Consider the following 16604-nt stretch of genomic DNA (forward strand, 5'->3'; position numbering starts at 1 on the left):
TAAGGACAGATGCTTTTTTAGCAGACTGTCCTTACAAAGCTTTTACTTTCCGTCCTTCGCAAGACGAATGCCGCTAAACTGCCAGCGTTTATCAGCGTGAAAGAAGTTGCGATAGGTTGGACGAATGTGATGTTGCGGGGTCGCGCACGAGCCTCCTCGTAAAATCATCTGGTTGCTCATAAATTTCACATTATATTCGCCCAGTGCACCTTCTGGACGCGCGCTTTCCGGGTATGGAACATACGGACTTCTTGTCCATTCCCAAACCGTTCCGTAAACTGCCTTGCCGTTTTGAATGGAAGGCTGCAGCTGGAGTGACTCTAAAAACTGTCCTTCGATCTTCTCATCTTTAAATGCCCATTCCCATTCCTGCTCGGTAGGAAGACGATATCCTGCCCACCTAGCGTAAGCATCCGCTTCGTAATAGCTTATATGGGTAACAGGCTCATGTTCCTGAACTTCCTTTAACCCTGCCAGTGTGTAATTAAACCAGGTTCCATCCTGATGGTGCCAATACAAGGGAGCTGTCAAGTTATTCCTTTTGACCTCTTCCCACCCATCAGACAGCCAGTATTGAGCTGTTGAATAGCCATTATCTTCTATGAAGTTGATATATTCACCATTCGTTACAGGTCTTGAAGAAATGGAAAACGGATATAGATATTGTTTGTGGGCAGGACGTTCATTATCAAAAGAGAAATCTTCTTCATTTGTTCCAATCGTCACAACCTCCTCAGCGAATGAAAGCCATTCAACCGGAGCAGGGGCAACTGATTGTATATGACTTTCTCGGTAAACAGGGGAGAGAGGGTTAACCGAAAAGTTATATTTAATATCCGTAATGAGCAGCTCTTGATGCTGCTGTTCATGATGAATGCCCAGTTTTATAAGAGCCAATATTTCATCGTCAATCTCTTGCTCGCTTGATAGATATGAAGTTATTTTTTTATCAACATGCTTTCGATAATTTATGATGGTCTGTACAGTAGGGCGGGCGATTGTTCCCCGCATTGATCGTGGAAAAGGAGTTCCCAGCGTTTCATAATAGGAATTAAACAGTTTTCTCGCATCCTTCAGATAGTAATCGTATCCAGCGACATGCTTAATAAGAATAAAATCTTCAAAAAACCACGTAGAATGAGCGAGATGCCATTTTGGAGGACTGGTATCTGGCATCGCCTGTATAACAAAATCTTCAATCTCTAAAGGTTCAACAATTTTCATTGTCAGGTTTCTTGTGGCGATGTAATCCTCGAGCAGCTCTTTTTTCTTCTGATCAATATTAGCAGAAATAATAACGATCCCTCCTTAAAATCACATATACTCCTCATACCCATATTGATTCTTAATGGAAACATTTTATTTGAAACGGATTGTTGGGGAACGAGGGTTATCCGCGAGAAGTTCACTTGGTTGGATGATGTTTTCGATAAATTTCTTGAGCGAAAAAGATCGTAATCAAACGTTTGTTTAGTTTGAGGAATATTCAATGATATAATGATTATCCATATACCTACCCGGGTATAATTTTTGTGGCTTGATTAATCAAACTAGGGGAGATGATCGAATGTTTCATTACACAGTAGAAACGAATCAAACAGTAGAAGAGGCGATTTCGTCGCTTGAAAAAAATTTAGCGGAAGAAAAATTCGGGATACTATGGAAATTTGATATTAAAGATAAGCTTCAGGAGAAGCGTACCGTTTGAGCTGTCTGATGCAGGAGATTTTCAGCTGGAAGAGGGCGGGGTTATCGTGAATTGTAAGCTTGCGTATACAACGTTTGGTGAGCTGAATAAGGAAAAGAATAATATGATTTTAGTTCCGACATGGTGAATTACATTTATTACTATAATCACAAACGGATTAAGGCGAAATTAAAAGGCATGAGCTCGGTTCAATACTGTACTGATGCCCAAGTAGCTGCTTAAAATTCGTGTCTAACTTTTTGGGTTCAGATCATAAAGAGATCGGTGGTTTGATTTTTATCTTATCCATGCAGTTCTTTATATTCCTTAGGCGTTATTCCGGTACTAAAAAGGAGTAGTATCTTTTCAATCGTTCATTTCCTTTTTTAGAAGGGAATAATAAAATAAATATTAATACGATATCATCTATATTCATCACTTGGTAAGAAGTGCGTACTTGAATCTATCACTAAAGTCTATTGTAAGGAGTAAATAGGAAAGAAGCTATTCTATTCATTTCTATGAAATAGTAGTGAAACTGCTGATGTTTCAAAAAATCCGCAGTTACATCCACTCTTGTCCATTCCTTTTCATCAATAAGTGAATACTTTATTAATACGAGAGATGGAAGTCTCTTAGAGTAAGCTACAGGTCTCCCCCCTTTACCATGTAGCTTGCTCAGGCATATCTACCCCCTTAACAAAAAAGCGTGTGCAATAGCATACGCTTTTTTGTATGCGGAAAATTGGTTCTAGGAGAGCAGTATAATAACAAAAGATTTTTGCGTTAACGATCTAGTAGACAAGTGTGGATTTCTATACGATACCAATGATTTTGTCTAATCCAAAGCAATTATTAAAGCATAGAGTAATAGTGGGGAGGAAGTGCGAGTACTTCCCAACTTAGTGTGCAGGAGGTGAAAACAATGTTCGGATACGGAGGAGGTTACGGCGGCGGATACGGTGGTTGCTGTGGCGGTGGCTACGCTGCTCCAAGTTACGGTGGAGGTTTTGGCTCAAGCTTTGCGCTAATCATTGTATTGTTCATTCTTTTGATAATCGTTGGTGCATCTTTCTGGAACTAAAAAAAAATAGTCACTTTACCATGATGGGAGGTAGTAGAAATGAGCGATGGTTTCAGCCGCTCCTTTGCGTTTATCGTTGTAATTTTTGTTTTGCTTATCATCGTAGGATGTTCTTGCATGGGCATTTACTAAATTCCCAATGTATATAATATTAATGATAAGTAAGTTTATCTAGAGTAGTAACAGAGTGAGGGCAGATTATCATATTCTGTCCTTGTTTCTTCTGAAATTGCTATTGGGCTGAATACCTCACTCAACCACCCTTCCGTAATTAATTGATGGTATCTTTTACCCTGCTGTAACATCACTATTAAAATCCATACATAAACAGGTGGAGGGTTTTATGCTTAAGCCTGCACTGCATCTGTTAATTCGCCGCTATACAAATTTGTTTTTACAGCAGCAGGTTTTTGGTGAAAATAAATAGGCTTTCCTCGAATAATATCATGTTATATTTCCTCACATATTTGACATAAAAAAATAAGATAGGAATAGATTGTTTAAGAATAGGGAGTAAAAGTTAGAAGTCTTATTTCCTGAAGACCCTCGTATCTAAAAATTTGTGACAGAGAAGGAATATGACCGTATGGCAAAATACAAAAATGAAGACATCTTTCAAATCGTTCAAACAGAAAATGTGAAATTTATCCGGCTGCAGTTCACGGATATCTTAGGAACCATTAAAAATGTAGAAATACCTGCTTCTTAATTAGAAAAGGCATTAACCAATGAAATCATGTTTGATGGATCCTTGATCGAGGGGCTTTGTGCGAATTGAGGAAATGGAATTGTGAATCTACCTTCTACATTATCTCATGCGTTGGAAAATTTGAAGAAGGCTCAAGTCATTGTGAACGCATTAGGAAAGCATTTATTTCAGCACTTTATTGAAGCGACGGAAATGGAGTGGGATCTGTTTCGGACTCAGGTCCATCCGTGGGAACGTGAGCAGTGTATTAAATATTATTAATGATTGGCTAGTGGGTGCTTTTACAAAAATCAGCTCCCAAGAGGAAGGGTGATGGCGTTTGTGTGGAATTACAGGATGGATCGATTGGAATAAAGATTTGACCAAAGAAGTCGCAACCATGAAAAAAATGGTACAGACGCTTGGGAAGAGGGGGCCGGATGCGTCGAATGTTAAGGCTGCGGTTCATGCATTGTTAGGTCATACGCGGCTTGTGGTTGTGGATCCTGCTGGCGGGGGACAGCCAATGGAAAAAACGAAAAATGAACGCAGCTACACGCTTGTTTACAACGGAGAGCTATACAATACTGAAGACATTCGAAAGGAGCTGCTGAAGCGGGGGTATACCTTCTCGTCTCATTCTGATACAGAGGTTCTGCTGACTGCTTATATCGAGTGGAAAGAAAAATGTCTGGATTATTTTAACGGCATTTTCGCCTTTGCCGTTTGGGATCATGAAGACCAAAAGCTGTTTGTGGCGAGAGATCGTCTTGGTGTAAAACCAATTTTTTATCAGGAAAAGAATGGATCTTTACTGTTCGGCTCTGAGCTTAAAGCCATCTTGGCTCATCCAGATGTCAAAAATGAAATTGATCGAGAGGGGTTGCAGGAAGTATTTGGACTGGGACCTTCCAGAACACCTGGTCATGGCATCTATAAAGGGGTCAATGAGCTTCGTCCGGCTCATGCCTTTATTTATGATCAAAATGGAATAAAGGTTTGGAGATATTGGAATGTCGAGAGCAGGGAGCATGAACATTCATTAGAAGACACGATTGAGAGGGTAAGGTTTCTTTTAGAGGATGCTGTGCAAAGGCAGCTCGTTGCGGATGTTCCTGTTTGTACGTTCTTGTCTGGAGGGATTGATTCAAGTGCCATTAGTGCAATTGCTTCCGATTATATGAAGCAACAGCGCAGAGGCTCGTTTCATACGTATTCGATTGATTTTGATCATAACAGTAAGTATTTCAAAGCGAATCAGTTTCAGCCGAATGAGGATGGACCTTGGATCAGTATCATGCAGCAATTCTTAGGGTCCACGCATCATTCAACTGTTATGGATAATGAAGAACTTGCTTATCGGCTGAAGGATGCCATGATCATACGCGATTTGCCGGGAATGGCTGATGTAGATTCGTCGCTATTGTGGTTCTGTGAGCTAATAAAAGAGAATTTCACGGTAGGCTTGTCGGGAGAATGTGCAGACGAGATTTTCGGAGGATATCCGTGGTTTTACAAAAAAGAACTGTTAAATGACGGAAGCTTTCCATGGATGAAATCTCAACAGGAAAGAGAGGGTCTTCTGCTTCCACACTGGCAGCAAAAGCTTCAGCTCACCGATTATGTGCGTGATCGCTACCAGGATGCGATCGCAGAAACGCCGCGGCTGGACGGTGAAAATGAACAGGAAACACGTCGCAGGGAAATGTCTTATATCAATATGATCGGATTTATGAGCACGCTGCTGGATCGAAAAGACCGCATGAGCATGGGAGCAAGCCTCGAGGTACGGGTTCCTTTTGCCGACCATCGAATCGTGGAGTATGCCTGGAACATCCCCTGGGAAATGAAAATGCTCAATGGATATGAAAAAGGGATTTTACGCAAAGCATTGGAGGGAATCTTACCAAATGAAATCCTCTATCGAAAGAAAAGTCCATATCCGAAAACGCATCATCCAGACTATACAGCTGCAGTAAAGAGGATGTTAATAGAAGTTGTGGAGAACGCATCCTCGCCAATTCTCGAACTATTATCAAAAGAAAAAATAAAAGAAATTGCAGAATCAGAAGGCTCCTCATTTAAAGGACCGTGGTTCGGCCAGCTTATGACAGGTCCACAGCTCATCGCCCATCTTGTACAGATGAATATGTGGCTTGAGGAATATAATGTGAATATCCTTGATCATTGAGATGAAAGCAAGAGGGCCGGAATATGCTGCCCCTTTTTATTTTGTGTAGCCCATTTGGAAGTGTATAAAAAAGCTCCAAGCCAATTTGGTTTGGAGCTTTTGTTAAAAATAATGATGAATTAAATACCTGGTAAAATTCCGGAAAACAGGCTGAGAAGGTAGACCATCCCAAGTGCACTTAGGCCTGCAAGGAAGCCGCCGATTGTCCAAGCCTTTAACGTTTGAGGAATCGTAAGCTTACCAAATTTGTTGACCACCCAGAAACCGGAGTCATTCGGCAACGACAATCCGATACCTCCTGCACAAATGGCAAGCCCCAGCAGGATTGGTGAGATACCCAGGTCTAATGCTAGTGGCCCCATAATGCTCGATGTTGTAACGAGTGCTACGGTAGCCGAGCCAAGGGAAGCACGTAAGATTTGTGAGAAAATAAATGCTAACAGCAGAACCGGAATGCTCCAGCTTTGCATTGTGGCAATTAAATATTCGCCAATTCCACTTTGGTTAATAACGGCACCAAACGCACCACCTGCACCGGTAATCAGAAGGATAATTCCAGCGGAGCTTATCGCTTCTGAATAAAGGCTTTCTTTCGCAGCAGTAATGTAAGGTGAAAGTACTATAATTGCTGCAATTACACTAATAAATAGCGCTATGTTTTTATCCCCGACAAAGCCGAATATAGTTGAAATAATCGCATCTGGGAAGAGTAGCTGAGAGATCGTATTCCCTAAGATCAAGACAATTGGCAAAGAAAGCATCAGAAAGGAAATACCTGTACCAATTTCTTTTTTTGGTGTCTCTTTCGTTACTGCGATTTCATCCTCTTCTTCAAATCCAGCCCCTGTCTTAACACGCTTTCCAACAAACATACCATATAGGTAGCCACCCACTAATGTAGCGGGGATTGCACATATGATGGCATAAAGAATGAATAGTCCGAGATCTGCTTGTGTATTTTCTGCTACGACAAGCGGTCCTGGGGTTGGAGGAATCATACTGTGAGAAACAATTAATCCAACACCGAGAGCTGTAACAAATGTAACGACGGAGATGCCTGTTTTTTTCGATAAACTTTTAATTAAACCACTTAAAATAACGAAGGCGGCATCAAAGAATACTGGGATTGAGACGGCTGTTCCGGTTAACGCAAGACCAGCAGGAGATTTTTGTTTGCCAAACCCCTTCAGTACAGCATGAGCAATTTTTTCAACAGCCCCCGACGCAGCTAAAAACTGACCGAAAATAACCCCTAATCCAATAAGAATCCCAACGCCCGCAAGTGTATTTCCGAATCCGGTTGTGACGATTCCAGGCACTTCTGCAATAGGAATGCCAATCGCAACTGCAGTGGCAAACGCGACGCCTATTAGTGAGAGAAACGGTTCAACTTTCAGCTTTAAGATGAGGAAAAACAATGCAGCTAGCGATAAAAGAAAAATAACAATCAACATATTCCCTGTTACCATGATCAACTCTCCCCTTATGTGTGAAGTAGATTTCTACAATATTACTTTTCTAACAGCATGACCACTTCTTTTAAAGTAGTGACAGCACCGACGTTACCTGGAAAAATCACGTATGGAATATGTGGGAATGTACTTTCTTCTCCGGTTTTCCATACTGGTATTCCTGGAGCAATTTGTCCTAGAACCGTTGCTCGTTTGACCTGCAATCCTTTTGTTCCAACATCACTTGATGTAATACCGCCTTTAGCGATGACATAATTAGGACGAACAGTGAAGTTTCGGACAATGCTTGTGACAGCTTCTGAGATTTCCACAGAAAGCTTTAATTCCTCCTCCTTCATCCCGTCACCTAGATCTAAGCGCTCTCTTTTTGTATAAATGGCTGTTGTTACCCCTTTTGAAACCATTTCTTCAGCTTCAGCTTGTACGCGATGAATCTCTTGCTGGAAAGCATTTTTGTGTAATGCAAGATGGCAATCAAACTCAATAAAATGAATCGAAGATAAAGATTGCAGCGCGTTTAACTGCTCTGTTGTTTTTTGAACGTGAGAACCAACGACAATGAGTCCTCCCGTGTCTATATCTTTTTCAATCAATTCGCTTCTCGTCAGAATCGGACGGGAAGAGATGTTGCCGATTACTTTAGTGAAGGTTGCGGCTGTTCTAAACATGAAATGTTTCCCTTTTTGTATCGCTTGAATAAGTGCAATGGAAAAAATCATGATGTCTTCTTCTTCTAATGCATTTACGACTACTTTACCAAACTGAGAAACTTGCATCAGCTGGTCCACGATCTTTTGAATATCTAAACGACGAATGGATTCCAGTGAGATGGATGTGACCGAATCTTTTTTAAAATGACCGTTTGTTTTCTCTTCAATCCATTCTCCTAAATGGCTAGATTTATAACCGAAAGTCCGATCTTTAGAGAATTCCGTTTCGCCGGCTGGCATAAGAATATCGTCTTGCAGCACATAGTGGATATTATCTACTGTAAGTCTTCCTCCTTCTTTAAAGAAGGGCATTAATATTTCTCCATCAAAGGATGTTTTTCCAGCGCTCTCGATTGTATCTCTCATTACCTCTGTTTCTAGCGGGTAATGTCCTCGCAATGTTGAATCTCCTCGACTGATTATTAAATAGGGGCGGTTCTGTTTCTCGGAGATTTTTTCTGCGCGTAAAGCAATGTCGTGATGGATCGTTTCGGTTTCCCTTGCTGAATACGCCCGTGAATTCGTTAGGATAAAGAAGATGTCGTTGTCTTCAAGAAACCCTTTTTCAATCGTTTCTTCTGACCAATCGGTATACACAGAGACGTTATGGACGGTTTGAACACCAGTCGGATCGTCATCAAGTACAATGATTTTATGCTTAAAGGATGGACGGATTTCAGCCCATTTTTTTTTGATTTCATTGCTGTCGATCCTAGGATAAGCGCTTGTTACATCAGCTATACAATGCAAAGTGGTCATAATACAACCCCTTTTCGAACCTCGACCTTAGCAAGTTTTTCATAGTATTGGACGAGACCGCTGTGATCTTCAGCTGCTTTCCCATCAACTTTGAGAGCGTGGAACATTTCTAATACCTGACTGGAGAGAGGGAGAGGCACGCCAATTGTATGTGCTGTATCCATCACATTTGTTAAATCCTTCAGATTGATGTCAATGCGCCCTCCAGCAATAAAGTTGCGCTCTAAAATCATTGGCACCTTGGCATCGAGCACAGCACTTCCTGCGAGTCCGCCACGGATCGCTTCATACATTTTCTCTACATCAATTCCAGCCTTTGCGGCCAGCACGAGTGCCTCTGACATCGCTGCAATATTGACATTGACAATGATTTGGTTGGCCAGTTTTGCCGTAGCTCCACAACCATTGCCCCCAACAAGAACAATATCCTCTCCCATACAAGCAAGAACAGGCTTTACTTTTTCAAATAGGTGATTTTCTCCGCCCACCATGATTGAGAGTGTTCCATCAATCGCTTTTGGCTCACCGCCGCTGACCGGGGCATCCAGCATGTAAATTTGTTGCAGCTGTAAGATATCAGCTAACTCTTTGGATATCACAGGTGAGATGGAACTCATGTCAATGACGATCGTTCCTGGTTTTGCTCCATGAATGACACCGTTTTCATTTAGTAGAACACTTTTTACATGTTCAGAGTTTGGAAGCATGGTGAAAATAACGTCACTAACTTGTGCAACTTCTTTTGGCGATTGTGCAGCAGTTGCACCCGCTGCGCTGACTTGCTGAATCGCTGCTTCGTTTATATCAAATACTGTTACGTCATAACCACTAGTAAGTAAATTAAGTGTCATAGGTTTTCCCATAATACCAAGTCCGATAAATCCAAGTTTCATTCTTTCTCCTCCTTGTTTTTAAAGCGTTTTCATTTATTGAATTGATTGTACACGATTTTTTATTTTATGTATACAATAATATTATTTTTGTATACATAAATATTTTCCTTAATCCTTTTAAAAGCGCTTCACTCCCTCTATACTTTTAAATACATGGCTTTGTTAAACGTGTTTGTTGATTTCCGCTGCAGGTGCTCACTTCTCGCTTCAGCCCGCAGGAGTCTCGCCCCTTCCGCTCCAATCAACGCTGTGCAAAAATCAACAATGGACTTTAACCTAGCTAATTACAAAGAGATAAAATCTGTATTTCCTTGTCTTGAGGTAAAAAAGGAGGAGAATAAGACTGCTGCGGAGACCGAAACCATTAATAAAAAATGGACATTTGTCGGAACTTTCTTGTTTGCAGCGGTTCGTGCTATGACAAAACCAACACAGCAATCAGCTTATTTAAATGCTTATGAAGCGATACGAGATAAAATATTCAACGGGGAACTGACAGGAGGAACAAAGCTTGTAGAGGAAAGGCTTGCTGAAGAGCTGGGAGTTAGCAGGACGCCTATTCGCGAGTCCATTCGAAAACTGGAACAAGAGGGTCTCATTAAAAATAGAAAAGTTGCCAATCCAAGTGATGCAGATCTACGCCATATGTTTCAAGTTCGTATGCTCCTTGAGGGTTTTGCAGCAAGATCGGCAGCAACCTATATGAGTGAAGAATCATTAACCAAGCTCCATGAGTGTGTCATAACAGGTCGGAATGGCACAGTAGAAGAGATTATGATGGCAAACTATGCTTTTCATGACATTATTGTGCAAGCAAGTCATAACCCTGTTATGATTGATATCATTGACCGAATGCAGTCAATCATTTACTTGTTTAGAAAAACGGTTGTGTATCATAAACGGCCATTTTTAATCGACGAACATGAAGAAATATATGAGGCTATTCGGGATCATGACGGAGACAAGGCGGAGAAACTGATGAAGGAACATTTACAAGCAGATCTGGACTTTTGCCTGCATTTATTGCAAAGAGGGCAGCTAAAGTAAAAAAGTATTTCGAGCAGCAAAGATATACGCTATGTGCATACTTTCTTAGGTAGATCACTAGTACAAAAAACAGCCTGATGAGACACCTCATCAGGCTGTTACAATTTTAATAGACCATTATTTTTGCAGAATAAGCTGGTAAAAATGTACGTCCTGCCATTGATCGAATTTGTATCCCACTTCTTTGAAGGCGCCGGCAAATTGAAAGCCGAATTTTTTGTGAAGTCTAACGCTTGCTTCGTTGCCGCCGGTGATGCCGCCGATCATGACATGGTAGTCCAGTGATTTAGCACGCTGGATAATTTCTTCCATAAGTATATTTCCAAGTCCTTTTCCTTGATGGTTAGGGGCTATGTAAATGGAAAGTTCCTTCGTTAAATCGTATGCAGCTTTTTCTCGAAATGGACTTATGCAGCTGTAGCCAGCAATTTCACCATCAATATCAGCAACTATGAGCGGATGTTTTTCTCCATATTTTGAATACCATATCTTACGTTCTTCTAAGGACTGTTCCTTTAGATCGAACGTAGCTGTTGTGTTTCTAATGGCTTCGTTATAAATTTCCAGTATGGCTGGTAGATCATCTATGCCTGCTTCTCGAATATGAACCATGGTCTTCCTCCAACATCATTCTATTTTTATTTTATCTTACGTTAAAATAGTCTCTGAAGGAATCATTTCTTTAAGGGGAGGAAGTTTGATCGTAAAGCATGTCCCTTTTCCAACCTCGCTGTCAACGGTGATCTGGCCGTTCATTCCACTAATAATACTATATGAAACCATCATACCGAGTCCGGTTCCTTTTTCCTTTGTGGTGAAGTACGGTTCACCTAAGCGGTTCATTTGTTCTTGTGTCATTCCTTTTCCTTCATCACGAATTGTAAGAGTGATTTCCTGGTGATTACTACTTAAACCGATTTGAAGAGATCCTCCCTCGGGCATGGATTCAATCCCGTTTTTCAATATGTTGATTAAACATTGCTGAAATTTCTTTCTTTCTCCGCTTACAAAGTATTTTTCCTGCTTTATTACAGGCAGGCTTATTTCAACCTCGTTCATATTAGCCAGTGGCTTAATAACATTGACAGCATGCTGAAGCTCCTCGCAAACACTCATTTTGTCATTTTGTTCTATGGAGGGTTTTGCAAATGTTAAATAGTCATCAATGATTTCAGAAGCACGATCCATTTCCTGTACTGCAAAATCCACATATATTCTTCTTGTCTCAGCAGAGATTTCTTCATCAACTGACATTTGCATAAAGCCCTTGCTAACGGTAAGTGGATTTCGAACCTCGTGTGAAATACTTGCTGCAAGATGAGAAACGATGTCCATTTTTTCGGCTTTTATTAATTCCTGCAGTACTTGGAAATTTGTTCGAATCACCTCCCAGAGAATGGTGATGATGAGCATTCCTGTGAGGTTGATGACAATAAATTGTATCCAAAGACTGGTTCCCATGTTGAGACTAAATATCGCTTCTGAAAGAAACAGCGAGATCATGAGAGAAAGAAAAATAATTAAACAACTGACCAACAGCTTATATTTTAAAGCCATTTTCAAATAGTACTTAGACACAAAGAAGATTAAAATCATGATCAATGAATACGATACGATGGAGACATAAAATCCATCCCCACCCATTAAAAAGCGTGTAATGAACATAAGAGCAAGCAAGAAAAGACCTAATCGATATCCCCCGTATAATGCCCCTAAAATAAACGGAATTCTTCTGAGATCCCAGACAAAGTTTTCTCCTAATGCCACGGGGAATTGCATACATAGAATAAGTGAGAGGATGGGGATAACAGCAAACATCCACTTTTTTATTTCTTTCGACCGAAACGAATATTTTAATTGGTAGAAGGTTTGTAGCAAAAATAAAGGAAGGAGAATAAGTAAAAAATTAATAAGTAAATCCTTCGTAATAAGATCCATAATTTCACCGTGCTTTCCATGGGAAATTTCTAATAGTGAATGTGTTTTCTAAACGATCACGATACTCTCTACATATAATGATTTACGCATATAAACAATACATTAATTAAAATGTATATTCAACCGTACATCGCTTACTTCATTCCTAAACAGTCACTCTATCATAACCTTTATTATCCTCCTTTAATAAGAATGTTTACCAAATACCATATAATTTTAATGCTTCCTTCACATTTCACCTGTAAGGTAGGTTTTGTGAAGGAAAGAATTTTGATTAGGATAAGATTGATTTCCCGTCAGTAGTATGCTAATTTAGATTATTTTATCTTTGGTAAAATCCCTTGATAAAGCGGCTTTATTGTGTTAGTTGAATGGACTCGATTTAGAGGGAAAAGGGGAAAGACACAGATGGAAAAGGTGTTGTTAACGCTAGAGGACGAAAAAATGCATGTTGAAACAACGCTCTATGGTGAAGAATATTTATACTGGTACTCTGTTCAGGGGGAATTGATATAAATGACTCTTCTTATGAAATTGATCAGCTGCATTTGTATTATTGGAAGGAATGCTTCGATACGGAATTTAAACCAGTCGATTTGCAGACAAAAGTTGTCATGATCCAGGACAAAGTAAAAGCAAGTATGAAGTAATTTGGTTATTGCGTTTGAGTCCTCTAAATCTTACTCCGTAAAAGCTTCGCTGTGAGCAGTTGTTCTTTCACATCCATTTAATTGAAAAACGAACAGAATCTCTACTATTTTTTTTAGGATTGCATATTAATAAAGAATGACGAATAAGATTTTAGTTCGAGGTTATGAACTTCCTATTTACTGGATATACTAGTTTGTAGACGCCACATGGATGTACAAGTGAGTGAGCCGTTTGAGCAAATTGGGTATACAGGCTTTATGAAAGCTTATTGCGAATATGGAGGGATGTTAATGAATCACGGCATCGAACTATTTGGTCATAGAGGAGCTAGTGGGCATTACCCTGAAAATACATTAAGTGCTTTTGAAGCGGCAAAGCGTTCGGGGGCGGATGGAATCAAATTTAGTGTACGGATGAGTAAAGATCATCAATTAATGGTTATTCATGATGAATCCGTGAACCGGACGACCAATGGCTCAGGTATTGTAAGGAATATGAATTATGAAGAATTAAAAAAGCTGGATGCTGGAAGCTGGTTTAATGGTGAATTTTCAAATGAAACGATTATGACGCTTCATCAGGTAGCGGAATGGGCAACGCAAGATGGAAATCGTATGCGTTTAAATATTGAGCTGAAAAATGATAGCATTGACTTTGTCAGCTTGGAGAGAGCAGTATTAAGGCTGACACGGTACTATGAGTTAGAAAATCGGGTTATCATTTCTTCTTTTAATCCGAAAAGCCTGATGCTGGTTCGTGCTCTTCATCCTACGATTGAAATTGGCTACTTGGTGGAGGGAGTCCCACAAAATGCGGTCGCAAAGGCAAAGAAAATAGGAGCTAGTTCCATTCATTGTCAAGAACAGTTTGCATTATCTTCTGAAGGACAAAAAACCCTTGCTGCGGGCTTGTCACTTCGCGTCTATCCGGTAAACGATAAAAGTCGAATAGAACCTTTTTACCAAGCTGGTGTTTCAGCAGTGATGACAGATTTCCCTGATGACTTTGTAAAAGAATACAGTCTTCTTGTTCAATCAAAAAGAGCAGTTCAATAGATAGATGAAGGCAAATTTGGAAGGCGTTTAAGCGATGAGAATGGTTACGTTCATTTTGTTAGGTAAATATATGGTTCGAATTAGGCCTGCTCCTATTGATTACAAAGAGAGACAGGCTTTTTTGTGTACTATTGAACTTATTAATTTTTGAGATTCGAGTTTTAAAAGAAAAGCTTGCAGGGCGGCAGCGACCATTTATTTTTCACAATGGAATGTCCAGTTAAACGCCAGAAAATCCTTTTTAACGAGAGGGTTTCCATCAGTTTGCTCGCAGTTATTTACAGCCGTGTTAATGGCTTGATGATTCAAGAAAGATAGGATCAATACGAGGGTGAATATATGAATGATTGCAATGGCAGCGATTTTTTTATGATGCATGCATTTCTTCCTTTCAACGGTTTTTAATAATTGGTAATATTGTGTAGAGACAGCTTATCATGATTAGGCATTGATTTGGATATGAAACTCTATGATATTTATAAGAACGTTCGAGGAGGAGGAAAGCATGACAAATCCGATTCATCCAAAAATTGGTGCTACGTTCATTCCGGTACGGAACATTCAGCAAGCAAGGGACTGGTACTGCAGCATCCTTGGACTCCCGGCAACAGAGGAAATCATTAACGGGCATCTGTATGTCATTCCGCTTGAAGATCAACATAATATCGTTCTTGATAATAAGATTTTTTCGAAAAGAGTGGTTGATGAGATCCCGCTGTTTCATTTTAATACGAATGACATTGAAAAGGCTTATCAATTTATGAAAGAGCAGCATGTCAATATAATGGACCAAATTGAGCATGGTCATTATTTTACCTTCAAAGATCCGGATGATAATGTACTAATGATATGCAAGTGTTAACTGAAAATATGGGGAGGTCATTATGAAAGATGAACAGCTGAATATTTTTGATGAAAAAAGAAATCATTTGGGGACTGCAGCTAGGGATGAAGTACATCAAAAGGGTTATTGGCATGAGACATTTCATTGCTGGTTAATAAGTAAAAGCCAAAAGGGGTTCGATATCTATTTTCAAATTCGAAGCGACACAAAGCAGGATTTTCCGTGTTTGCTGGATATAACAGCAGCAGGACATCTGTTAGCTCACGAAACCGTTGAAGACGGAATAAGAGAAGTTCGTGAAGAGCTGGGGATTGATCTTTCTTTTGACGAATTGCATTCTCTTGGAATAATTATAAATCGGATACATCTAGATCATTTTTTGGATAATGAATTTTCCCATACCTATTTGTCTGTAATTCCAGACGGCTTTTTCGATTTCACCCTTCAAAAAGAAGAGGTAGCTGGGGTTGTAAAGGCATCGTTTCGCGATTTTAGTGATATGGTATTTGGCCAAACTGGTAAGATGCCCATTCAAGGATTTGAATTTAATGAACATGGAATAAAGGAACAGTTTGATAAGAGCGTTGGCATAGATGATTTAGTTCCGCATGAAATGGCCTATTTAAAAGATGTAGTTAAGTTAATTGAAAGGAAATTAAAGCTTGTATCCAGCTGAAAATGGATGAAAGAAATCGATCTTACATATTGAGAAACCAAAAAGCAAAAGGTCGAATGAATGAGCTTTTGCCAGGTTAATCTCTTCTTTAGTTCATTTTTTTAATACCTAAATACTGCAACGCTTGTTGTACGGTAGCCATTGTCTTTGTTGATGAAAGGTTAATGCCAAGCTGAACCGCAATTTGAGCAATCTCTGGTCTAATTCCTGTTATAATCGTGCGAACACCCAGCATTTGCATAACAGCACTAATATTGAGCAAATAGTCCGTTACAATATTGTCCAAATTATACATACCTGAGAAATCAATAATTAAATACTCCACATGCTGTTTTTGAATTTTAGAGGGAAGAATGTCCAGCAGCTGTTTGGCTCGCTCAGAATCAATGGAACCAACTAATGGCAGGACAGCAATGCCTTCCACTACAGGCACGATAGGCGAGGAAACTTCATTAATTTCTCTTAATAGTTTTTTATGCCTTCTCTCATCTTCCTTGCGTTTTGTTATATCTCTTAAGACAGACTGTACAGCTCTTGTGTCGCCAAAATGAACAGGATGGCAATATAGTTCTATATCAACAGGCGTACCATCCAATTTTAATATTGTATATTCAATAAGTTCACCGGGTTCATTTTTATCCATCGCTTTTTGAATTCTATTGATAATCTCTATTTGGGCTTCTTCCAGAAAGATACTTAAAACGTCTGCACCAAGAATTTCTTCCTTTGTGCCTCCAAAGAAATCTGCACCTGATTGATTTATATATAAAACCTTTTGATTGGCATGAATAATAATGGGCTCTAAAGAATATTCGGTAATTTGACGATACATCTTTTCTCTTTCAATGATGGATTGATAGATTTCGCTGGAAATATCATGATTCATGTATTCACCCCTTTTTATAAGAA

15 protein-coding genes and 5 pseudogenes are annotated in these 16604 nt (G+C 39.7%); 12 read left to right on the top strand and 8 right to left on the bottom strand.

The window, feature by feature from the left end:
• Nucleotides 1-42: 42 nt before the first annotated feature.
• Nucleotides 43-1302 (bottom strand): ergothioneine biosynthesis protein EgtB, encoded by a 1260-nt coding sequence (gene egtB / locus KP78_RS01615; RefSeq protein WP_327063152.1) that lies wholly within the window; start codon nucleotides 1300-1302, stop codon nucleotides 43-45.
• A 265-nt stretch (nucleotides 1303-1567) separates the two neighbouring features.
• Here egtB and KP78_RS19685 point away from each other — a divergent pair.
• The 7 genes and pseudogenes from KP78_RS19685 to asnB form a co-directional block, all read left to right on the top strand.
• Nucleotides 1568-1696, top strand: a pseudogene (locus tag KP78_RS19685) (DUF302 domain-containing protein); the annotation flags it as partial.
• A 120-nt stretch (nucleotides 1697-1816) separates the two neighbouring features.
• Nucleotides 1817-1930, top strand: a pseudogene (locus KP78_RS18880) (IS3 family transposase); the annotation flags it as partial.
• A 682-nt stretch (nucleotides 1931-2612) separates the two neighbouring features.
• Nucleotides 2613-2771: a YjcZ family sporulation protein gene (locus KP78_RS01620; RefSeq protein ID WP_041085711.1), complete on the top strand. Its 159-nt coding sequence runs from the start codon at nucleotides 2613-2615 to the stop codon at nucleotides 2769-2771.
• A gap of 39 nt (nucleotides 2772-2810) precedes the next feature.
• Nucleotides 2811-2903 carry a YjcZ family sporulation protein gene (locus tag KP78_RS18885; RefSeq protein WP_084219607.1) on the top strand — a complete coding sequence of 31 codons (93 nt, stop codon included), beginning with the start codon at nucleotides 2811-2813 and terminating at the stop codon, nucleotides 2901-2903.
• Between the two features lie 454 nt (nucleotides 2904-3357).
• Nucleotides 3358-3562: pseudogene (locus tag KP78_RS21035) on the top strand (glutamine synthetase beta-grasp domain-containing protein); the annotation flags it as partial.
• Nucleotides 3553-3741 (top strand): annotated as a pseudogene (locus KP78_RS01625) (type I glutamate--ammonia ligase); the annotation flags it as partial. The pseudogenes KP78_RS21035 and KP78_RS01625, both read left to right, overlap by 10 nt.
• A 58-nt stretch (nucleotides 3742-3799) precedes the next feature.
• The gene (gene asnB, locus KP78_RS01630) at nucleotides 3800-5650 is read left to right on the top strand and encodes an asparagine synthase (glutamine-hydrolyzing) (RefSeq protein WP_041085715.1); all 1851 of its coding nucleotides are present in this window, start codon (nucleotides 3800-3802) and stop codon (nucleotides 5648-5650) included.
• 119 nt (nucleotides 5651-5769) lie between these two features.
• On the opposite strand, the gene KP78_RS01635 is transcribed toward asnB, so the two are convergent.
• From KP78_RS01635 to garR, 3 genes are read right to left on the bottom strand one after another with little or no spacing between them, the layout of a single operon-like run.
• Nucleotides 5770-7119, bottom strand: a complete 1350-nt coding sequence (locus KP78_RS01635; RefSeq protein WP_041085717.1) for a GntP family permease — start codon at nucleotides 7117-7119, stop codon at nucleotides 5770-5772.
• Nucleotides 7120-7160: 41 nt separating this feature from the next.
• Complete coding sequence (locus tag KP78_RS01640) at nucleotides 7161-8591, bottom strand: four-carbon acid sugar kinase family protein (RefSeq protein WP_041085719.1); 1431 nt, start codon at nucleotides 8589-8591, stop codon at nucleotides 7161-7163.
• Nucleotides 8588-9484 (bottom strand): 2-hydroxy-3-oxopropionate reductase, encoded by an 897-nt coding sequence (gene garR, locus KP78_RS01645; protein ID WP_041085721.1) that lies wholly within the window; start codon nucleotides 9482-9484, stop codon nucleotides 8588-8590. Before garR ends, KP78_RS01640 begins: the two co-directional genes overlap by 4 nt.
• Nucleotides 9485-9901: 417 nt before the next feature.
• Here garR and KP78_RS01650 point away from each other — a divergent pair, with 417 nt between their 5' ends.
• Complete coding sequence (locus KP78_RS01650) at nucleotides 9902-10531, top strand: GntR family transcriptional regulator (protein WP_041086090.1); 630 nt, start codon at nucleotides 9902-9904, stop codon at nucleotides 10529-10531.
• A 117-nt stretch (nucleotides 10532-10648) separates the two neighbouring features.
• On the opposite strand, the gene KP78_RS01655 is transcribed toward KP78_RS01650, so the two are convergent.
• Nucleotides 10649-11143 carry a GNAT family N-acetyltransferase gene (locus KP78_RS01655; protein WP_041085723.1) on the bottom strand — a complete coding sequence of 165 codons (495 nt, stop codon included), beginning with the start codon at nucleotides 11141-11143 and terminating at the stop codon, nucleotides 10649-10651.
• A gap of 36 nt (nucleotides 11144-11179) precedes the next feature.
• Nucleotides 11180-12469 carry an ATP-binding protein gene (locus KP78_RS01660; protein ID WP_041085724.1) on the bottom strand — a complete coding sequence of 430 codons (1290 nt, stop codon included), beginning with the start codon at nucleotides 12467-12469 and terminating at the stop codon, nucleotides 11180-11182.
• Between the two features lie 360 nt (nucleotides 12470-12829).
• On the opposite strand from KP78_RS01660, the pseudogene KP78_RS01665 reads away from it, so the two are divergent.
• Both KP78_RS01665 and KP78_RS01670 read left to right on the top strand, forming a co-directional pair.
• Nucleotides 12830-13119, top strand: a pseudogene (locus KP78_RS01665) (DUF6176 family protein).
• Between the two features lie 207 nt (nucleotides 13120-13326).
• A complete protein-coding gene (locus KP78_RS01670) occupies nucleotides 13327-14175 on the top strand; it encodes a glycerophosphodiester phosphodiesterase (RefSeq protein ID WP_235420805.1) in 849 nt (282 codons plus the stop codon).
• A gap of 195 nt (nucleotides 14176-14370) precedes the next feature.
• On the opposite strand, the gene KP78_RS01675 is transcribed toward KP78_RS01670, so the two are convergent.
• Complete coding sequence (locus KP78_RS01675) at nucleotides 14371-14553, bottom strand: hypothetical protein (RefSeq protein ID WP_041085727.1); 183 nt, start codon at nucleotides 14551-14553, stop codon at nucleotides 14371-14373.
• Nucleotides 14554-14680: 127 nt separating this feature from the next.
• Between KP78_RS01675 and KP78_RS01680 the strand changes: the two genes are divergently transcribed.
• Complete coding sequence (locus tag KP78_RS01680; RefSeq protein ID WP_041085729.1) at nucleotides 14681-15037, top strand: VOC family protein; 357 nt, start codon at nucleotides 14681-14683, stop codon at nucleotides 15035-15037.
• A gap of 22 nt (nucleotides 15038-15059) precedes the next feature.
• Nucleotides 15060-15695, top strand: coding sequence for an NUDIX hydrolase (locus KP78_RS01685; RefSeq protein WP_041085731.1), 636 nt, complete (start codon nucleotides 15060-15062; stop codon nucleotides 15693-15695).
• An 88-nt stretch (nucleotides 15696-15783) separates the two neighbouring features.
• On the opposite strand, the gene KP78_RS01690 is transcribed toward KP78_RS01685, so the two are convergent.
• Nucleotides 15784-16581, bottom strand: a complete 798-nt coding sequence (locus KP78_RS01690) for a PAS domain S-box protein (RefSeq protein WP_041085733.1) — start codon at nucleotides 16579-16581, stop codon at nucleotides 15784-15786.
• Nucleotides 16582-16604: the final 23 nt, after the last annotated feature.

The sequence above is a fragment of the Jeotgalibacillus soli genome (assembly GCF_000829435.1).
GTDB classification, from domain to species: Bacteria; Bacillota; Bacilli; order Bacillales; family Jeotgalibacillaceae; genus Jeotgalibacillus; species Jeotgalibacillus soli.

Excerpts from the sequence above, each read along its gene's own strand:
- KP78_RS01620 (WP_041085711.1), top strand. The coding sequence starts at position 2,613 with ATGTTCGGATACGGAGGAGGTTACGGCGGCGGATACGGTGGTTGCTGT.
- KP78_RS18885 (WP_084219607.1), top strand. The coding sequence starts at position 2,811 with ATGAGCGATGGTTTCAGCCGCTCCTTTGCGTTTATCGTTGTAATTTTT.
- KP78_RS01635 (WP_041085717.1), bottom strand. The coding sequence starts at position 7,119 with ATGGTAACAGGGAATATGTTGATTGTTATTTTTCTTTTATCGCTAGCT.
- KP78_RS01640 (WP_041085719.1), bottom strand. The coding sequence starts at position 8,591 with ATGACCACTTTGCATTGTATAGCTGATGTAACAAGCGCTTATCCTAGG.
- garR (WP_041085721.1), bottom strand. The coding sequence starts at position 9,484 with ATGAAACTTGGATTTATCGGACTTGGTATTATGGGAAAACCTATGACA.
- KP78_RS01650 (WP_041086090.1), top strand. The coding sequence starts at position 9,902 with ATGACAAAACCAACACAGCAATCAGCTTATTTAAATGCTTATGAAGCG.
- KP78_RS01655 (WP_041085723.1), bottom strand. The coding sequence starts at position 11,143 with ATGGTTCATATTCGAGAAGCAGGCATAGATGATCTACCAGCCATACTG.
- KP78_RS01660 (WP_041085724.1), bottom strand. The coding sequence starts at position 12,469 with ATGGATCTTATTACGAAGGATTTACTTATTAATTTTTTACTTATTCTC.
- KP78_RS01670 (WP_235420805.1), top strand. The coding sequence starts at position 13,327 with ATGGATGTACAAGTGAGTGAGCCGTTTGAGCAAATTGGGTATACAGGC.
- KP78_RS01675 (WP_041085727.1), bottom strand. The coding sequence starts at position 14,553 with ATGCATCATAAAAAAATCGCTGCCATTGCAATCATTCATATATTCACC.
- KP78_RS01680 (WP_041085729.1), top strand. The coding sequence starts at position 14,681 with ATGACAAATCCGATTCATCCAAAAATTGGTGCTACGTTCATTCCGGTA.
- KP78_RS01685 (WP_041085731.1), top strand. The coding sequence starts at position 15,060 with ATGAAAGATGAACAGCTGAATATTTTTGATGAAAAAAGAAATCATTTG.
- KP78_RS01690 (WP_041085733.1), bottom strand. The coding sequence starts at position 16,581 with ATGAATCATGATATTTCCAGCGAAATCTATCAATCCATCATTGAAAGA.